Origin of the sequence: Marinobacter sp. es.048, assembly GCF_900188435.1 — a bacterium.
Lineage (GTDB): Bacteria > Pseudomonadota > Gammaproteobacteria > Pseudomonadales > Oleiphilaceae > Marinobacter.
Genome location: NZ_FYFA01000002.1, coordinates 1,516,744 through 1,532,889, shown reverse-complemented (window position 1 = coordinate 1,532,889; position 16,146 = coordinate 1,516,744). Strand labels below are relative to the sequence as shown.

Below are 16,146 nucleotides of genomic sequence, written 5' to 3'. Positions count from 1 at the left end.
TTGTGCGTTGTTCAATCACCAAAGAGTGGAAGACTCCGGGAGCACCCTTGGCAGACACCGTATTGATCGAAGGCCTGGTTGTGGAGACTGTGGTCGGAGTTTACGACTGGGAGCGGGAAGTCACCCAGAACCTGGTGATCGATCTGGAAATGGCCTGGGATAACAAAGTGCCCGGCACAACCGACGATGTCGCCGACGCCCTGGATTATGCGGCCGTCAGTGCCCGGGTCGAGTCCTGCCTGCAGGCGCTCAAGCCGAAACTGCTTGAGTACGGGGCGGAGGTGCTTGCCCAAACCTTGCGGGATGAATTCGGTATCGAGTGGTTGCGACTGGCGATACGTAAGCCGGGCGCCGTGCCCGCAGCACAGTCGGTGGGCGTGCGGATTGAGAGGGGAGTGCGGTAAATGGCAGCGGCCGTCCGGGTTTACATCAGCATTGGCAGCAACATGGATAGGGAACGCTATGTCACGGTCGCACTTGATGCCCTGTCTGCCTGGTTTGGCGAGTTGATCATCTCCCCGGTCTATGACAGCGAGGCTGTCGGATTTGACGGGTCCCCCTTTCTGAACCTGGTCGTAGGCGTGGATACGTCCCTGTCGGTTGCCGAGCTGTCACAGCGTTTCAAACAACTGGAAGCCGATAACGGCCGGCGTCGGGATGTGCCTAAATTCAGCGCACGAACCCTTGATCTGGATATTCTCACCTATGGCGACGCGGTCGGCCGGATAGAGGGTGTCGAGCTGCCTCGGGGGGAAATCCTGAAAAATGCCTTCGTGCTTCGGCCGCTGGCGGACATTGCACCGGAGGCAGTGCATCCGGTGTGCGGTAAATCCTATGGCCAGTTGTGGCGGGAATACAGCACCGGCCAGAAGCTCTGGCCGGTGGATTTCAGCTGGCAGGGGCGACAGATTTCAAACGCCGCCGGTTGAGCGAAACCGTTCAATGAGGTGATCAGTCGAGCTGTCGCTGGCCTGGTTGCCGCCTTTCTCGCCAAGCAAGCGAGGCAGAATACCCTTGCCCAACTGTTTCCCAAGCTCCACGCCCCACTGATCAAACGAATCTACATCCCAGATCACCCCCTGTACGAAGGTGCGATGCTCGTAGAGGGCAATGAGTGCGCCAATAGTCTCCGGCGTCACCTTTTCCATGGTCAGGGTATTGCTCGGTTTGTTGCCCGGGATGACCTTGTGGGGCGCAAGCTGTTCAATCTCGGCTTCGGTCCGACCTTCTGCGGACAGTTCCGCCCGTGCTTCTTCCAGTGATTTGCCGGCCATCATTGCGCGGGACTGGCTCAGGCAGTTGGCAAACAGATCGGCGTGATGGGTGGCCACCGGATTGTGGGTCTTCAGGGGGATAATGAAATCCGCCGGAATCAGACGAGTGCCTTGGTGGATCAACTGGTGATAGGCGTGCTGACCATTGGCGCCCACCCCGCCCCAGATGACCGGGCCGGATTGCCAGGCCAGGGCCTCGCCACCCTGGGTCACGCTCTTGCCGTTGCTTTCCATGTCCAGCTGTTGGAAGTGGTCCGGCAGGCTGCGCAGGTAGTGATCGTAAGGCAGGATCGCGTGGGTCTCGGCACCCCAGAAATTGTTGTACCAGACGCCCAGCATGGCCATAACCACAGGCAGGTTCTTTGCCAGCGGCGCTTCACGGAAGTGCTGGTCCATGGCATGGGCGCCGGCCAGCAGGGCCCGGAAGTTGGCCATGCCAACGCTGAAGGCAATAGGAAGCCCGATGGCCGACCAGAGCGAGTAACGGCCACCCACCCAATCCCACATCGGGAAGACGTTGTCCGGATCGATGCCGAAGTCCTGTGCCGCTGGTACGTTGGCGGTCACCGCCATGAAGTGCTGTGAGACCGCCTGCTCATCAGCGCAGCGATCAAGAAACCATTCCCGCGCCACCTTGCTGTTTGCCAGGGTTTCCTCGGTCCGGAACGATTTCGACTGGATCAGGAACAGGGTGGTTTCCGGATTGACCTGGCGCAGCGTCTCGCAGACTTCCGTGCCATCAATGTTGGCGACGTAATGGCAGCGAATACCGGCCCCGGCGTATGGCTGGAGGGCTTCGACTACCAGCTTGGGGCCCAGGTAGGAACCGCCGATCCCGATGCTTACCACATCGGTGAAAGGCTTGCCGGTGTATCCGGTGCGACGCTGGTCCAGAACATCGTTTACCAGGGTTTCCATGCGTTTGAGCGTGCTCTGCACCTCGGCGACTACATCTTCTCCGTCGACAGTAATGGCTTCGGTTCCCGGGTTGCGCAATGCAGTGTGCAGGGCAGGGCGATCCTCGGTGACGTTAACCCGCTCTCCCCGAAGCAATGCCTCCCGCCTGGCTTCCAGGTTGCAGCTGCTGGCCAGCGCCAGCAGTGCCTCCAGCGCCTCATCAGTAATCCGGTTCTTGGAGAAGTCCAGCGATAGCCCTGCGCCCTCAATAAAGTAGCGCTTTGCCCGCCCGGGGTCCTGGTCGAACAGGTCCTTCATGGGCAAGCCGTCCAGGCGTTCCCGTTGCACCTTCAATGTCCGCCATTCGGGTTTCGAGGTCAGTACTGGAGGGTGTGCGGGCATCAGAGGTTCCTTTTCTGTTCGCTTATCGGGTCAGAGACAGGTTGTCGATCAAACGGGTGGTGCCCAGGAAGGCCGCCGCCAGGATTGTAATGCCCTGATCCTCGGCTGTGGCCGGTTTGAGGGTCTGACTGTTGGCGATGTTGAAGTAGTCCGGCCTGAGACCGGCGTCTCCGAGACTTTGCACAGCTTCGCTCTCCAGCGCCTGGAAGTCGGTACGACCATCGTTGATCTTGGCCGCTGTCGCCTGCAGGGCCTGGAAAACCGCCGGCGCGATTTGCCGTTCCTGGGGTGTCAGGTAGCCATTACGTGAGCTTTTCGCCAGGCCGTCGTCCTCTCTCACCGTGGGCGCTCCGACCACATCCACGGGGATCATCAGGTCACGGACCAGTTTCCGGATCACGGCGAGCTGCTGGAAATCCTTCTCGCCAAATACCGCAAAGTCCGGTTGGACCATGTTGAACAGCATGGAGACCACCGTGGCCACGCCCTCGAAATGGCCCGGCCGACTGGCGCCGCAGTGGCCGTCGCTGACATCCGGCACAACGACCTGGGTCTGCTTTGCCAGGCCTTCCGGGTAGATTTCCTCGGCAGTGGGTGCGAACACCAGGGTGTTGCCGGCCGAGGCAAGCTTGTCCTGGTCTTCGGCCAGTGTTCTCGGGTAGGTATCGAGATCTTCGCCGGCGCCGAACTGCATCGGATTTACGAAGATGCTGGTGACCACCACATCCGCCATTTCGGCCGCCTTGCGAACCAGCGAAACATGGCCCTCGTGCAGGTTGCCCATGGTGGGCACCAGGCCGATGGTTTTGCCCTGCTGGCGGTAGCCGCGGAGGATGGTTCTCAATTCTTTCAGGGAATGTACGGTTCTCATGCCTTGAACGTATGCTCCTCAGCGGGGAATGTGCGCTCGCCTACGGCTTTCACGTAGGCCTGCAGGGCTTCCTGTATCGAATCTGTCTCGGCCAGGAAGTTCTTCACGAATCGCGGCTTGCGGCCGGTGGTAATGCCGAGCATGTCGTGCAAGACAAGAATCTGGCCGTCTGTGTCCGGCCCCGCCCCTATCCCGATAACCGGTGCTTTAACAGCCTGGGCGATGCGCGCCGCCAGAGGCGCAGGGACGCATTCCAGAAGGATGACATCGGCGCCGGCCGCTTCCAGTTCGCAGGCATGTTCGATCATCATTTCGGCTGCCTTTTCATCACGCCCCTGGACTTTGTAGCCGCCAAATTTATTGACGAACTGGGGAGTCAGGCCAAGGTGCGCGCACACGGGCACGGCTCGCTCGGTCAGAGCAGTAATGGTCTCTTTCATCCAGTCGGTACCCTCAAGTTTTACCATGTGGGCGCCCGCTCGCATCAGTTCCGCCGCATTTTCCAGGGCAGACTCGACGGTGCCGTAACTCATGAAGGGCATGTCGGCCATGATCAGGGACCCACGGTTACCTTTGGCCACGCAGTTGACGTGATACACCATCTGATCCATGGTCACCGGCAGGGTGCTGTCATGCCCCTGCAGTACCATGCCGAGGGAGTCGCCAATCAGGATTACGTGAACGCCCGCTTCGCTGACCACCTGGGAAAAGGTGGCGTCATAGGAGGTAAGGGCAGAGAAGGCTTCGCCCTTCTGCTTGAACTCACGCAGGGTATTGATGGTAACAGCCATAGAATCCTTGCCTTTTGGGTGGATGGGCCTGGGCGTGCCGGGGTATCGGCATTGAAGTGTTAAGGGTAATCCGCCGGTGGAAGCTTGCGCAAGCCGTTGTCGGGGCATTGGCGGCGCAGTTCGGCAATGGGGGTGCCGTCAGGCAGAGTCAGGTCGGCCTTCAGGTCCAGCAGGGGCTGGATTGCAAAGTCCCGGTTCCGTAGTTCTCGATGAGGTAAGGTAAGGCGCTCGTCGTCCAGTACCCGTTCGCCGTAGAGCAGTATGTCCAGGTCGAGCGTGCGGGGTCCCCAGTGCCGAAGCCTCTCCCGGCCATGCTGTTGTTCGACGTTCTGCAGTTCGTCAAGCAGTTGGTGTGGTGGCAGGGAGGTTCTAAGCCATACCGCGCCGTTGACGAAGTCAGGCTGGTCCTGGGGGCCGACCGGGCGGCTGGTATAAAACGGCGATTGGGCCACCAGAACCGTTTCCGGCAGGTTGGCCAAGGCGGAGACTGCCCGGGCCAGTTGGGCAGCAGGGTCTTTCAGATTGCTGCCAAGACCGATAAAGACTTCTGTCATCATTACTGGGCGGGGCGTTTGACCGGTTTGCGGCGGCGACGACGCTTTTTGGGTGCATCGGTGCTCAGCTCTGACAGCATCCGCTCTTGGCCCCGCTCCTCCTCCTGCTGGAACTCGGTCCACCATTGGCCAAGCCCGGGTTCAATCTCGCCAGACGCCTCGCGAACCAGCAGGAAATCGTAAGCCGCGCGGAAGCGGGGGTGTGACATCGTGGCAAAGGCGCGCTTGCCCTGTCGACGGGGCAGGCGCATCTGGAGTTCCCAGATTTCCTTCATCGGCCCGGAGAAGCGCTTGGGAATCGAAGTGGCCTGCACCTGGCGGCCAATCACCTTTCCGATGGCGCCGTGCAGCGCTGGCTGGACCGGGTCACCGTTATCCTGCCTGCGATGCCACTCCGCCTGGAGTGCCGGCCAGAGCATGGCGGCAAACAGGAAGTAAGGCGTGACCGACTTGCCCTGGGCAATACGGGCGTCTGTGTTTCTGAGAGCCTGCCGTATCAGTTCATCCGGTTCTCCGTTCTCGATAGCCCGGGCGGTCTCCGGAAACAGTGGCTCAAGAAGGTCATAACGGTTGAGCAGATCGTAGGTGGCCTCACCATGGCCGGCTGAAAACAGTTTGAGCACTTCTTCAAACAACCGGGCTGGAGGGATATGGGTCAACAGTGGCGCCAGCTCCCCAATGGGGGCTTCAGTCTCTGGCTCAATGTCGAAGTCGAGCTTGGCCGCAAAGCGGATAGCGCGAAGCATCCGTACCGGGTCTTCCCGATAGCGGGTCTCCGGGTCGCCAATGAGGCGCAGCTGGCGGTTGCGAAGATCCTCGATGCCATTGGCAAAATCGATCACGGTAAAGTCGCGGATGCAGTAGTACAGCGCATTGACGGTGAAGTCGCGACGCAGTGCATCCTCTTCCTGGTTACCGTAGACATTGTCTCGCAGCAGCAGGCCGTGTTCACTGGTCCTGTGATCGTCATCATCGGTGTCGGTATCGGCTTCCGCGGCGTTGCCCCGGAATGTAGTCACCTCAATCACTTCGCGGCCAAACACGACATGGACAATCCGGAACCGCCGTCCGATCAACCGGGAATTGCGGAACAGGTCGTGAACTTCTTCCGGTGTGGCGTTGGTTGCAATGTCAAAATCCTTGGGCTTTCCGCCCAGCAGGATATCTCTGACACCGCCGCCCACCAGGTAGGCCTCATAGCCTGACTTGTTCAGGCGATGCAGAACTTTCTTGGCAGGTTCGCTGATTACCGAGCGGGAGACGTTGTGCTGGTCCCTGGGAATTTCCCGTCGCTGGTAGGTGCGGGCTTTCTTTTTTCCGTTGCCGGGCATCAAGGAACGGAGTTTTTCGACAAGTCGTTTAGGCATTGAAATCCGTGGTTGCGATGAGCAAAAACCGAGAGTTTAACGGTTTGAGCAGGATTTGCACACGTTTGCCTTGGATTACAGTTCCGGAGCCCAGATAATCAAAAGGCGGATCCGTTCTCACGAATCCGCCCTCAAAGCGTTGACGATCTGCATTGTTTTTGTTTTTACCGGGATTTTTCTTGGTTTTTGTACCCCACTGCATATCCCCATTGAGGGGCATCTCAGCAGTGCAAACGGAAAGCTTTGAATACACAGAGCGGTCAGAGACATCGAGCGGGTCTGGGGTAGCTGCAGCGTCACCTCTGAGGCGATTCTTCTCTACATCTACAACTCGCACGTGCCGTGGGACCACTAAAAAGCAAAGTACCCAAAACACTCAGTTCGCTTACGTTCTGTTGTTGTTTTTGTTACTGAACGCTTCCCGCAGCTTTTTGTTCTTGTTGTTGGCGCTGCTTTGTCACTCTTGTTTTTGTTGTTGTGCGCCAAATAGGTTGCAGTCCGTGTGCCAGTTTTTTAATTTCCTTGGTTAACAGAGTCTTACGATTTTGTAGGTAATAAGTGTTACCCCGTATTCAACCTAAGTGTTACTGAGATCACGTTACTTTGGTGAGGAGTGTTACCGACAGGAACATGGGGTAACAACTGAGCCCGGGTTCACACTATGCCAGGCTCAGTTGCCCGAGGATTTTTTTCGAGGGATGCCGAGACGCTGGCGACGTTCCCAGAGTGATTTTCGGCTGATGCCCAGTTTCTGGGCCAGTTCCGTCTCGCTCATGCGGTCCTGGTTCTCGAGAACGAAATGCTGGAAGTAATCTTCGAGGGAGAGATCGTTGGACGCATCCACTTCGCGGGTGCGTGTCTGCTCGTTATTGCCATCCACGAGGGTCTCAGGGATGTGTTCGTCGCTGCCTTCGCTGTCCAGATCCAGCAGTGAGGGCGTGATCACGTCTCCGTCACACAGGATGGTGGCGCGCTCAATGGCGTTTTCCAGCTCCCGTACGTTTCCTGGCCAGCGGTGTCGTTCCAGGACGCGCATGGCCTCGGGGCTGAAGTTGAGATCGGGTTTGCCCATTCTCTCGCCCTGACGCGTCAGGAAGCGGCGAGCCAGGCCCAGAATATCGCTCTGGCGCTCGCGCAGGGGCGGGATGCGGATCTGCATGACGTTTAACCGGTAGTACAGGTCTTCACGGAATTCCCCGGTGCGCGTCATCGCCTTGAGGTTACGATGGGTGGCGGCAATCATCCGTACGTTGACGATGCGGCTCTGGGTGGAGCCCACTTTCCGAATCTCGCTCTCCTGCAGAACCCGCAGCAGGCGTGCCTGGGCTTCGGCCGGCAGTTCGCCGATTTCGTCCAGGAACAGGCTGCCACCATCCGCGGCCTCGATCAGGCCGGTCCTTGCCGACACAGCACCGGTGAAGGCGCCCTTTTCATGGCCGAACAGTTCCGATTCAATCAGGCTTTCCGGGATGGCCGCGCAGTTCACCGAGATCAGCGGTTTGGCGGCGCGCGGGCTGAGTAGGTGCAGGGCGCGGGCCGCCAGCTCCTTCCCGGTACCGGATTCGCCCTGAATCAGGACGGTGGTTTCTGTCGGCGCTACTTTTCGGATCAGAGTGAACACCCGCTGCATCGGTTCACACTGGCCGAACATGATGTTGGCCGGATCGCTGCTTTCCGGCGTTTCCATGGCTGGCGCCGAATCATCGCCCGAATCCCGGCCAGAGGGCTTTCGGGCCAGAATGTTTTCGACCGCGGCCAGCATTTCATCGTGGTCAAACGGTTTGGCGATGTATTCAACGGCGCCCATTTTCATGGAATCCACCGCTGACCGCAGGCTGGCGTAACTGGTCATGATCAGAACCGGTGTATTGGGTGCGCGGTTGATCAGCTCGGTACCCGCCGCTCCAGGCAGGCGCAGATCGGAAATGATCAGGTCAAACTGATCCGGTTCGTGGTTCTGTTCGGCTTCCTCAACGGAGGCGGCGTCGGCGACTTCATAGCCGGCGTGCAGTAACAGTTTGCGCACTGCCGAGCGAATAATGTCTTCGTCTTCCACGATCAGAATGCGAGGCATAAGAGTCTCAAGACCTTTGGTTCTGGCTGATGGCAATGTTGCCGGTTTCCGGTTCGTAGGCTGGCAATCTCAGCCTCACGCAGGTTCCCCGGCCGGTGTCGGCGTTTGCCGGGCTGTCCACCTGGATGTTGCCATAGTGCTCTTCAATAATGCTGTACACCAGCGAGAGACCAAGACCGGTTCCCTTGTTGGGCGCCTTGGTGGTGTAAAACGGCTCGAAGATGTGATCGAGTTGATCCCCGGGAATGCCGGAGCCTTCATCAACCACCTCAATGATAGCGGAGTAGCCATCGCCCTTTCCACTGACTCGGATGTTGCCGCCTTCCGGTGACGCATCGCGGGCGTTGGCCAGCAGGTTGACGAATACCTGGACCAGACGCTGCTCATCTCCCAGTACCTGCAAAGAGGGCGGGCAGTCGTTGACATAGTGAATGCCCAGTCCCTTGTCGCTGAGAGAAAGCAGGTTGATCGATTCCTCGACGCAGCGGTGTATCGTTACCGGTTCGTACCGGTTGGCCTGGGCATGATTGCCGGTGCGGGCAAAGTTCATCAGCGATTGCAGGATGGTCGAGATGCGCCGGGTCTGCTGCTGGATCTGGTCAGCTGTGTCGAGAATGTCCGGGTTGTCGGTTTCCAGTTTCAGGTTCTGGGCCAGTGAGGAGATGCCGGTTACCGGGTTCCCGATCTCGTGGGCGACACCAGCCGCGAGCCTGCCCACCGACGCCAGCCGTTCGCTGTGCATCAGTTCGTCCTCAAGCAGCCGGGTCTCGGTCTGGTCTTCCACCAGGATGATACTGCCGCCCTCGGTGTGGTCCGGTCCGCTCAGGGCGGCTTTGTGAAGGTTCAGCCAGTGGGGTTTGCCACGCAGATCCAGCCGGTGTTTGTAGCGATGCAGATCTGGCCCCCGGTTGAAGTCATCAAGCAACAGGTGCCAATGTTCGGGCAGGGCCAGCAACCGGGCGCCCACCACATCATCGGCGGTAATGCCGGTAAGCGCCTCCATGGCATGGTTCCACATCAGGATCTCACCGTCCTCGCCCACGGAGCAGGCGGGAATGGGCAGGTTCTGCAGCGTCTGGCGGTAATGCCGGCGAAGATTGTCCAGCTCACCAGCAAGGCCGGTCAGCCGGTTCTGATAGTCGCCGAGGGCGCGCTCCACATAGCGAATATCCTGGGCTGTGCCACCTTGGGCCATGGGCTTGAAGCCGAGATGGCGTTTGACCATATCCCTGGCGACAGAGGGGCCAAGCAGGCCGGACAGGTTGATTTCCACCTGGTCCCGCAGCCGTCTGAGCTGATACGGCCGGTACTCCACATTGGGCAGCTTCAACTGGCCCAGGGCCCGCTCCACTTCCCGCCGGGCTACACCATAGCCCAGAGGCTCCGCCAACTGCCGAACAAAGTCACTTGAGGAGGTGGCCAGCAGTTCACGGCGCTGTGGACGGGACAGGGCGCCCAGTGAGCAGGCCTGGGCTGCGCTGTTCTCTTCACTGGTACTGGTGCTGAGGATGGAAATAAGCGCGAACACGGTAATGTTGGCGGTCAGGCTGACGAACGTGAAGATGTGCCAGTTGCTGTAATCCGGTATCAGTGGCGCATCCAGCCAGGCCAACAGATTGGCCGTGTGCGAGAACGGCAGCACGAGCGTCACCACCCAGATGGCCAGCCCGACAATCAGGCCGGCGATCAGGCCGCGGCGATTGCCCTCGGGCCAGTAAATCACGCCCAGGGCGCCGGGCAGCAGTTGCAAAGTGCCGGAGAGGGAAATTGCGCCCAGAATGGACAGGTCGAGGTTTTTGCCGACAACTTCATGAAACAGCAGCGCCAGGAAAATGATCACGGCGATGAGCAGGCGCTTGATCCACTGCAGCCACCGATAGATATCGCCCTGGTCTTTCGGGGTTTTCAGGGGCAACACCACGTGGTTCAGGGCCATGCCGGCCAGTGCCAGGGTGCTGACGATCATCAGGCCGCTGGCCGCCGACAGGCCGGCAATGTACATCAGCAGTGTAAGTGCCGGGCTTTCCATAGCCTGGGCTGCCCCGATGGCAAAGAATCCGGGCCCTGTGGTCACCGCCAGCTCCTGGCCGCCCCAGAGAATCAGGGGCACTGGCAGGCCGAGCAGCAACAGGTAGAGTGGCAGGCCCCAGCTGGCTTTTGCCAGGGCCTTGGGCGAGGGGTTTTCGCTGAAGGTCATGTGGTACATGTGTGGCAGTACCAGAGCAGCGGCAAAGGACATCAGCATCAGTGCCCGCCAACTGCCGTCGTCAATGCTCAGGGTCATGGTTGTGGCTGGTGACGTCCGGTTGTCCAGCCAGCTTTCCAGTCCGCTCATGCCGTCAAAGACCCCGAAGAGAATGACGCCCCCGAGCACCAGCAATGCCACAAGTTTAACCAGCGAATCAAAAGCAATGGCCAGCACCAGCCCCTGATGGTTTTCCGAGTTCTGGTCGCGCCTTGCCCCGAATAGCATGGCGAAAAGCACCACGATCAAGCTGAACATCACGCTGATTACCGCAGGCGATGTGTCCGGCGCAAGAATGCTGGCAGAGGTGGCGACGGCCTGTATCTGCATGCTTAGCAAGGCCAGAATTGCCCCGCCGGAGCAGAGGGTGACCAGGGTGCCAGCCCACTGGCTTCGGTAGCGGTAGGCAAACAGATCGGCTAGGGACGTGAGCTGATAGGCGCGTCCGATCCTCATGACCGGGTTCAGAAGCACGGGTGCCAGCAGGAAAGCGCCGCTGATGCCGAGATAGTAAGCCAGAAAGCCGTAGCCGGATTCGGCGGCCATACCAACCGCGCCGTAGACCGCCCATATGCCGGCATAGACGCCCAGGCTGAGCACATAAACCAGGGGGTGGCGAACCAAGCGCCGGGGGACCATGCCTTTTTCGGTGAACCAGGCGATGCCGAACAGCAGAATCAGATACAGGAGGCTGGCGAGCAGCAGGCCGGAGGGACTAAAACTCATTGGGGTCCCGCCGCCATTCAAGCCAGAAACCGATGGCAATCAGCCCGGCCCAGATAATGTAGGGGCTGTACCAGACGTTTCCCGGCGAAGTCCACCAGTCAAGGATGTTGGGCGAAAAGATATAGATGGCCAGTACCAACAGGAAGACCAGACGGTAGATATACATCAGGCATGCTATCCGCGCTGAGGTGTGAGAAGGGCTTTATACCATGTCACTCACCGGGATGTCAGGTGGATAGCGCCCCGTTGCCAGTTCTTCCGTCCCCATTCCAGCAGCGATTCCAGCGAGCCGGTTGCCAGGTGCGTGGGCGGATTCTGGCCAAGGGCAACAAGCGCCCTGAACAGGTTGCTGACAGGCTTCTCGTCATTGAGAGCCGGCGCATGGGTCTGCTTGCTGAGTTTCTGGCCCTGCTCATTGAGGATCACCGGGATGTGTAGCCAGCGAGGCGGGCAGGAGCCAAGGGCCCGGTAAATCTGCTGCTGTTGCGCCGTCATGTCCAGCAGATCCGAGCCGCGCACCACATCCGTGATGCCCTGGTTAATGTCATCGACAACCACGGCGAGCTGGTAGGCGTAGAACCCCTCCTTACGGAGGATCACCGGGTCATCGAGCTCAGCCTTCACGGTCTGGTGTTGTGGCCCCAGCAGCTGGTCCTGCCAGTGGCTGTCTTCGTCTTCGAGGGCAAAGCGAATGGCGTACGGCCGGTCATCGTCTATGGTTTTGCGGCTACGACAGTGGTGGGGGTGGCGACCGTCGTTGGCGTGCAACTCCTTACGTGAGCATTGGCAACGATAGGCATAGCCGTTGCCGAGCAATCGCTCAATAGCGTCCTGATAGGCATCGTGACGTCTGGACTGGAAGCGCACTGGCTCGTCGGGAAGCAGACCGTGGGCGTCCAGGCTGGCGAGGATCTGGCCGGTGGCTTCCGGCGGTTCTCTCAGAGGGTCCAGATCTTCAACGCGGATAAACCACTGACCGCCCTGACTTCGGGCTTCCAGAAAGCTGGCAAGTGCGGTAACCAGGGAGCCGAAATGCAGCGGGCCAGTCGGAGAGGGCGCAAACCGGCCCCGGTACTGAGGGTTATTCATGGCGGTCAGCCAGCCAGCGGGGCTGGAAAAGCCCCAGCCGGCAGCGGTTGAGTGGTAGGCTCAGATGCCGGTCTGGCGTTCGCGAATCTCGGCCAGAGTTTTGCAATCGATGCACAGGGTGGCGGTCGGGCGTGCTTCCAGGCGTCGGATGCCGATTTCCACGCCACACTGATCGCAGAAGCCGTAATCGTCCTTGTCGATGCGGTCGATGGTCTGGTCAATCTTCTTGATCAGCTTCCGCTCCCGGTCGCGGGTACGCAGTTCCAGGCTGAACTCTTCTTCCTGGGTTGCGCGATCGCTGGGATCCGCGTAATTTGCGGCGTCTTCCTGCATATGGTGCATGGTGCGGTCGACTTCTTCCATCAGCTCCTGCTTCCATTGCAGCAGCAGATCTTTGAAGTGCTGGAGCATTTCCGCACTCATGTACTCTTCACCCTTCTTCATTTCATAGGGGGTGAAGTTGGTAAAACGTTCGCGTGGTTGTTCTGCAGTAGTTGCCATTGAACCCGGCCTCTTGTTTGTACTTCACAAGAACGGTTTGCTTCCCTCCGCGTGAGCCCCCGTGGCTGCGCGGTTATACCCTGGATGAAGCATTCGTCCTGAAACGGGAATTTGCGGAAAATAGCAGATTAGTCACGGGGGTGCCAGCCTTGTGACATCGACTTTTGTACGGAGATCACATGAAGTTTCCAGAACCGTTGGTTGAAGGCCGGCTTATCCGCCGCTACAAACGCTTCCTGGCAGACGTGCGGCTGCCGGATGGCTCGGAGGTGACCGCCCACTGCCCGAACACCGGCTCCATGCTGGGCTGTCAGCCAGAGGATGCTCGGGTTTGGCTCAGCCGGAGTGATAATCCCAAGCGCAAACTCCAGTACACCTGGGAGCTGGTGGAAACGTCGCCCGGGCAACTGGCCTGTGTGAATACCGCCCGGCCCAACAGCCAGGCCCGGGAGGCCGTGGAAGCCGGCACCGTCTTGGAGCTGGCCGGTTATCCCGAGTGCCGCGCCGAAGTGAAATACGGTTCGGAGAAAAGCCGGATTGACCTGCTGCTGTCTGGTCATGACACCGCGGCCGATGCCTGGGTGGAGGTCAAGAATGTCACGCTGGCGGAAGATGGTCAGGGTTTTTTCCCGGATGCGGTGACCGAGCGCGGCCAGAAGCACCTGCGAGAGCTGATGGCCCAGGTTCAGCAGGGAGATCGTGCGGTGCTGCTTTTCGTGGTCAATCACACCGGCATTCAAACCGTTCGCCCGGCGGACCATATCGATCGCAGATACGGTGAGTTGCTGCGGGAGGCCTGCGATGCGGGTGTGGAAGTGATTGCCTATCGCGCCGACTTGAGCGAGAGCGATGGCACGCCAACCGGTGTGTTGACCCTGACCGAATCGGTACCCGTTATTCTGGAAGTCTGATTTCGATCTGGCCGTCCCGCTCCCGCAGGTCCAGCTGGGTGAGGGCATCGCCCTGGCAGGGCCCGGCAATGCATTCGCCGTCTGCGGGCTTGAACAGGGCACCGTGGGTGAAACACTGGATAAACAGGTTGTCGGAATCCATGAACCGGCCGGGCATCCAGTTCAGTTCAACGCCCAGATGCGGGCAGATGTTCAGGTAGGCGCGGGGCGTGCCACCGTCCAGAAACAGGAACCCGGTCAGCGGCATGCCTGCCGGCTCCCGTGCCTTCTCCCGAAGCCGGAACTCGACGAACTGGCCAAGTGTCAACTCGGAGGCCGGACAGACGGGCTGCCAGATATGCGGGACGCTACTCATTTCGGCAAGATCGTGTATCGCATGCGGGTCCCGTGATTCAGGGACATGACGATCTCATCGGCGTCCAGGCGATGCGGAAAATAGCAGCCGGAAATCTTGGCGCTGGCAATGCTGGAGCCTTCCATTCGGGATTTCGAGAAGTCCACGCCCCGAAGGTCGGCGCCCCGGAAGTAGGCGTGGCGGAAATCCAGCCCCTTGGCATCCATTCCTCTCAGGTCCAGACCCCGGAAATCGCCATGAGCGAAACTGGGGAGCTCTGCGAGCTTTGCCTTTTCAGCATTGAACGCCTGCATGTCCTCGCTACGAAGAATATCGTAGAGCGGGTGGCTGATCTGATGTACTTCGTGTTCGCTTTTATCGTCCATATCGAACCTCGCGCTCGCCAGTTGTTGTTCTTAGTCGGCCTTGCCGCCGGGGATGCCCAGATGTTGGCGGATCCGGTCGGCCACCGCCTCTGCCACATGTTCCTGATCAGTGTGCAGGTGGATGGTGTGGCTCTTCTCTTCCGCGGTTAACGGTTCAAACCAGGTTTGCTGGGCGTCCAGCAATTCCTCGGTTGCCTCGGAGGCATCGCCCTTGCGATTGCGGATCCATTCCCGGCGCAGGTCTTCCGGCGCCTCGCAATGGATCAGGGCAAAGGGTACACCCTGATCCTCGGCTATCGATGCCAGCAGAGACCGCTCTTTCTGTTTAAGGCTGGCGGCGTCTACAATCACCGGGAAACCGGCTGCCAGAACGTGACTGGCAAGCTCGGCCAGCCGCTGATAGGTTTTCTCTGTCGCTTCCTCGGTGTACAGATTGCCACCGGTCGGTGAGCGGGAGCTCTCCAGGGGTGCCAGTCCGTGCAAGCGCTTGCGCTCGACATCGGAGCGCAGGCGTATCAGCCCCAGTTCATTGGCCATGGCGGCGCTGATGCAGGTTTTGCCGCTGGCGGACAGCCCGGTGGTTGCCAGCAGATAGTGATTCGGAATCGTACTGTAATCCTCAGCCAACTGGGCGTAGTCTCGATAGCGCTGCATCAGGTCGGCTTTTTCAGCATCGGTGAGCCCCGGGTTCCCCATGGTAAACAGGGCGATTTTGGCGCGCACCATAGCCCGGTATGCCTTGTAGAGCGGCAGCAACGGCAAGGCCTCGAAGTCGTCGCGGTATTCCAGGTACGTATTGAGCACCTGGTTGGCCAGGGCGCTTTCTCCGCGGGACTCCAGATCCATCAGCAGAAAGGCGAGATCGTTGATGACATCGATCCAGCGGAACGGTTCGTTGAATTCGATGCAGTCGAACACGGTGACCTCGCCCTCGAAGCGGGTAATATTCGCCAGATGCAGATCGCCGTGGCATTCCCGGACCATGCCGCTGGCGCGGCGGTGGGCGATCAGCTCCCTGTGCCGCTCGAAGGTGGATTCGGTCCAGGCCTGGAGGTTGTCCAGCTGCATGAGCAGGTCCGAATCGTCAATCAGCGGACGGATCTGGTCAAAATTCTCCTGCATGGCGGCAAACACCGCCTCCGGCGTTCCAAGCGGTTTCTCATCGGGTACAGGCGGCAGCTGTTCATGGAATGCAGCGACCTGGCGTGCCAGGTCCGTGAGTGGTTCGGGAGTCAGCTTTCCCTGTTCCTGCAGTCGATCGAAAAGCTGGTCCTGGCCGAACTGACGCATCTTGATGGCGTATTCGAAGGCTTCGCCCTCCCCACCGAGGATGGGGTTGTCGGGCGTGCCGGTGATTGGCACCACCTCCAGATACAATTTTTCGGCCAGTCGTCGATTGAGCCTGAGCTCCTCCTCGCAGAAATGCTTTCGGCGATTGAGGGTGGAGAAGTTCAGGAAGCCGAAATCCATGGGCTTCTTGATCTTGTAGGCGTAGTCACCGGTCAGGATCACCTGTGAGATGTGAGTTTCGATAACCTGAAAGCCTTCGACAGGATGGTCGTACAGGTCTGGATTCTGCATGGCCAGAATCAGATTGCCTGGGGATGTCTCACTCACCGTGCTCTCCTCGCGTTCCCTGAACCCATTGATTTTTCTTGCCCTATCATAACGGGCAGATTACAGAAATAACACACGGATGGCCTGCCTTCCTCACCGCTCCTTTC

Annotated in this window: 17 protein-coding genes; 3 read left to right on the top strand and 14 right to left on the bottom strand. The window is 59.4% G+C overall.

Annotated features, from left to right (window positions below; genetic code table 11):
- Window positions 1–47: 47 nt before the first annotated feature.
- Window positions 48–404, top strand: coding sequence for a dihydroneopterin aldolase (gene folB, locus CFT65_RS18165; RefSeq protein ID WP_088829420.1), 357 nt, complete (start codon window positions 48–50; stop codon window positions 402–404).
- Window positions 405–929 (top strand): 2-amino-4-hydroxy-6-hydroxymethyldihydropteridine diphosphokinase, encoded by a 525-nt coding sequence (folK, locus tag CFT65_RS18160; protein WP_088829419.1) that lies wholly within the window; start codon window positions 405–407, stop codon window positions 927–929.
- On the opposite strand, the gene pgi is transcribed toward folK (CFT65_RS18160), so the two are convergent.
- The 11 genes from pgi to dksA all read right to left on the bottom strand — a co-directional run bounded on the left by pgi (window position 912) and on the right by dksA (window position 12,791).
- The gene (pgi, locus tag CFT65_RS18155; protein ID WP_088829418.1) at window positions 912–2,573 is read right to left on the bottom strand and encodes a glucose-6-phosphate isomerase; all 1,662 of its coding nucleotides are present in this window, start codon (window positions 2,571–2,573) and stop codon (window positions 912–914) included. The genes folK (CFT65_RS18160) and pgi overlap by 18 nt on opposite strands.
- 22 nt (window positions 2,574–2,595) lie before the next feature.
- Window positions 2,596–3,444, bottom strand: coding sequence for a pantoate--beta-alanine ligase (panC, locus tag CFT65_RS18150; protein ID WP_088829417.1), 849 nt, complete (start codon window positions 3,442–3,444; stop codon window positions 2,596–2,598).
- A complete protein-coding gene (gene panB, locus CFT65_RS18145; protein WP_088829416.1) occupies window positions 3,441–4,235 on the bottom strand; it encodes a 3-methyl-2-oxobutanoate hydroxymethyltransferase in 795 nt (264 codons plus the stop codon). Before panB ends, panC begins: the two co-directional genes overlap by 4 nt.
- A 59-nt stretch (window positions 4,236–4,294) precedes the next feature.
- Complete coding sequence (gene folK / locus CFT65_RS18140) at window positions 4,295–4,792, bottom strand: 2-amino-4-hydroxy-6-hydroxymethyldihydropteridine diphosphokinase (protein ID WP_088829415.1); 498 nt, start codon at window positions 4,790–4,792, stop codon at window positions 4,295–4,297.
- Window positions 4,792–6,156, bottom strand: a complete 1,365-nt coding sequence (pcnB, locus tag CFT65_RS18135; RefSeq protein ID WP_088829414.1) for a polynucleotide adenylyltransferase PcnB — start codon at window positions 6,154–6,156, stop codon at window positions 4,792–4,794. Before pcnB ends, folK (CFT65_RS18140) begins: the two co-directional genes overlap by 1 nt.
- The gene (locus CFT65_RS19365; RefSeq protein ID WP_228705889.1) at window positions 6,149–6,493 is read right to left on the bottom strand and encodes a hypothetical protein; all 345 of its coding nucleotides are present in this window, start codon (window positions 6,491–6,493) and stop codon (window positions 6,149–6,151) included. Before CFT65_RS19365 ends, pcnB begins: the two co-directional genes overlap by 8 nt.
- Window positions 6,494–6,826: 333 nt before the next feature.
- Window positions 6,827–8,230, bottom strand: coding sequence for a sigma-54-dependent transcriptional regulator (locus CFT65_RS18125; RefSeq protein ID WP_088829413.1), 1,404 nt, complete (start codon window positions 8,228–8,230; stop codon window positions 6,827–6,829).
- 7 nt (window positions 8,231–8,237) lie between these two features.
- A complete protein-coding gene (locus tag CFT65_RS18120; protein WP_088829412.1) occupies window positions 8,238–11,201 on the bottom strand; it encodes an ATP-binding protein in 2,964 nt (987 codons plus the stop codon).
- Window positions 11,191–11,367, bottom strand: coding sequence for a hypothetical protein (locus tag CFT65_RS19080; protein WP_048497702.1), 177 nt, complete (start codon window positions 11,365–11,367; stop codon window positions 11,191–11,193). Before CFT65_RS19080 ends, CFT65_RS18120 begins: the two co-directional genes overlap by 11 nt.
- A 50-nt stretch (window positions 11,368–11,417) precedes the next feature.
- Window positions 11,418–12,290 carry a tRNA glutamyl-Q(34) synthetase GluQRS gene (gluQRS, locus tag CFT65_RS18115; protein WP_088829411.1) on the bottom strand — a complete coding sequence of 291 codons (873 nt, stop codon included), beginning with the start codon at window positions 12,288–12,290 and terminating at the stop codon, window positions 11,418–11,420.
- Window positions 12,291–12,350: 60 nt separating this feature from the next.
- On the bottom strand, window positions 12,351–12,791 hold the full coding sequence (dksA, locus tag CFT65_RS18110) for an RNA polymerase-binding protein DksA (protein WP_008173182.1): 441 nt from the start codon (window positions 12,789–12,791) through the stop codon (window positions 12,351–12,353).
- A gap of 179 nt (window positions 12,792–12,970) precedes the next feature.
- Between dksA and sfsA the strand changes: the two genes are divergently transcribed.
- The gene (gene sfsA / locus CFT65_RS18105) at window positions 12,971–13,702 is read left to right on the top strand and encodes a DNA/RNA nuclease SfsA (protein ID WP_088829410.1); all 732 of its coding nucleotides are present in this window, start codon (window positions 12,971–12,973) and stop codon (window positions 13,700–13,702) included.
- On the opposite strand, the gene CFT65_RS18100 is transcribed toward sfsA, so the two are convergent.
- The 3 genes from CFT65_RS18100 to CFT65_RS18090 are packed head-to-tail and all read right to left on the bottom strand — an operon-like array spanning window position 13,686 to window position 16,003.
- A complete protein-coding gene (locus CFT65_RS18100; RefSeq protein WP_088829409.1) occupies window positions 13,686–14,057 on the bottom strand; it encodes a Rieske (2Fe-2S) protein in 372 nt (123 codons plus the stop codon). The genes sfsA and CFT65_RS18100 overlap by 17 nt on opposite strands.
- Window positions 14,054–14,422 (bottom strand): pentapeptide repeat-containing protein, encoded by a 369-nt coding sequence (locus CFT65_RS18095; protein WP_014575923.1) that lies wholly within the window; start codon window positions 14,420–14,422, stop codon window positions 14,054–14,056. The genes CFT65_RS18100 and CFT65_RS18095 overlap by 4 nt, the downstream gene beginning before the upstream one ends.
- Before the next feature lie 30 nt (window positions 14,423–14,452).
- The gene (locus CFT65_RS18090) at window positions 14,453–16,003 is read right to left on the bottom strand and encodes an AAA family ATPase (protein ID WP_416376658.1); all 1,551 of its coding nucleotides are present in this window, start codon (window positions 16,001–16,003) and stop codon (window positions 14,453–14,455) included.
- Window positions 16,004–16,146 lie beyond the last annotated feature (143 nt).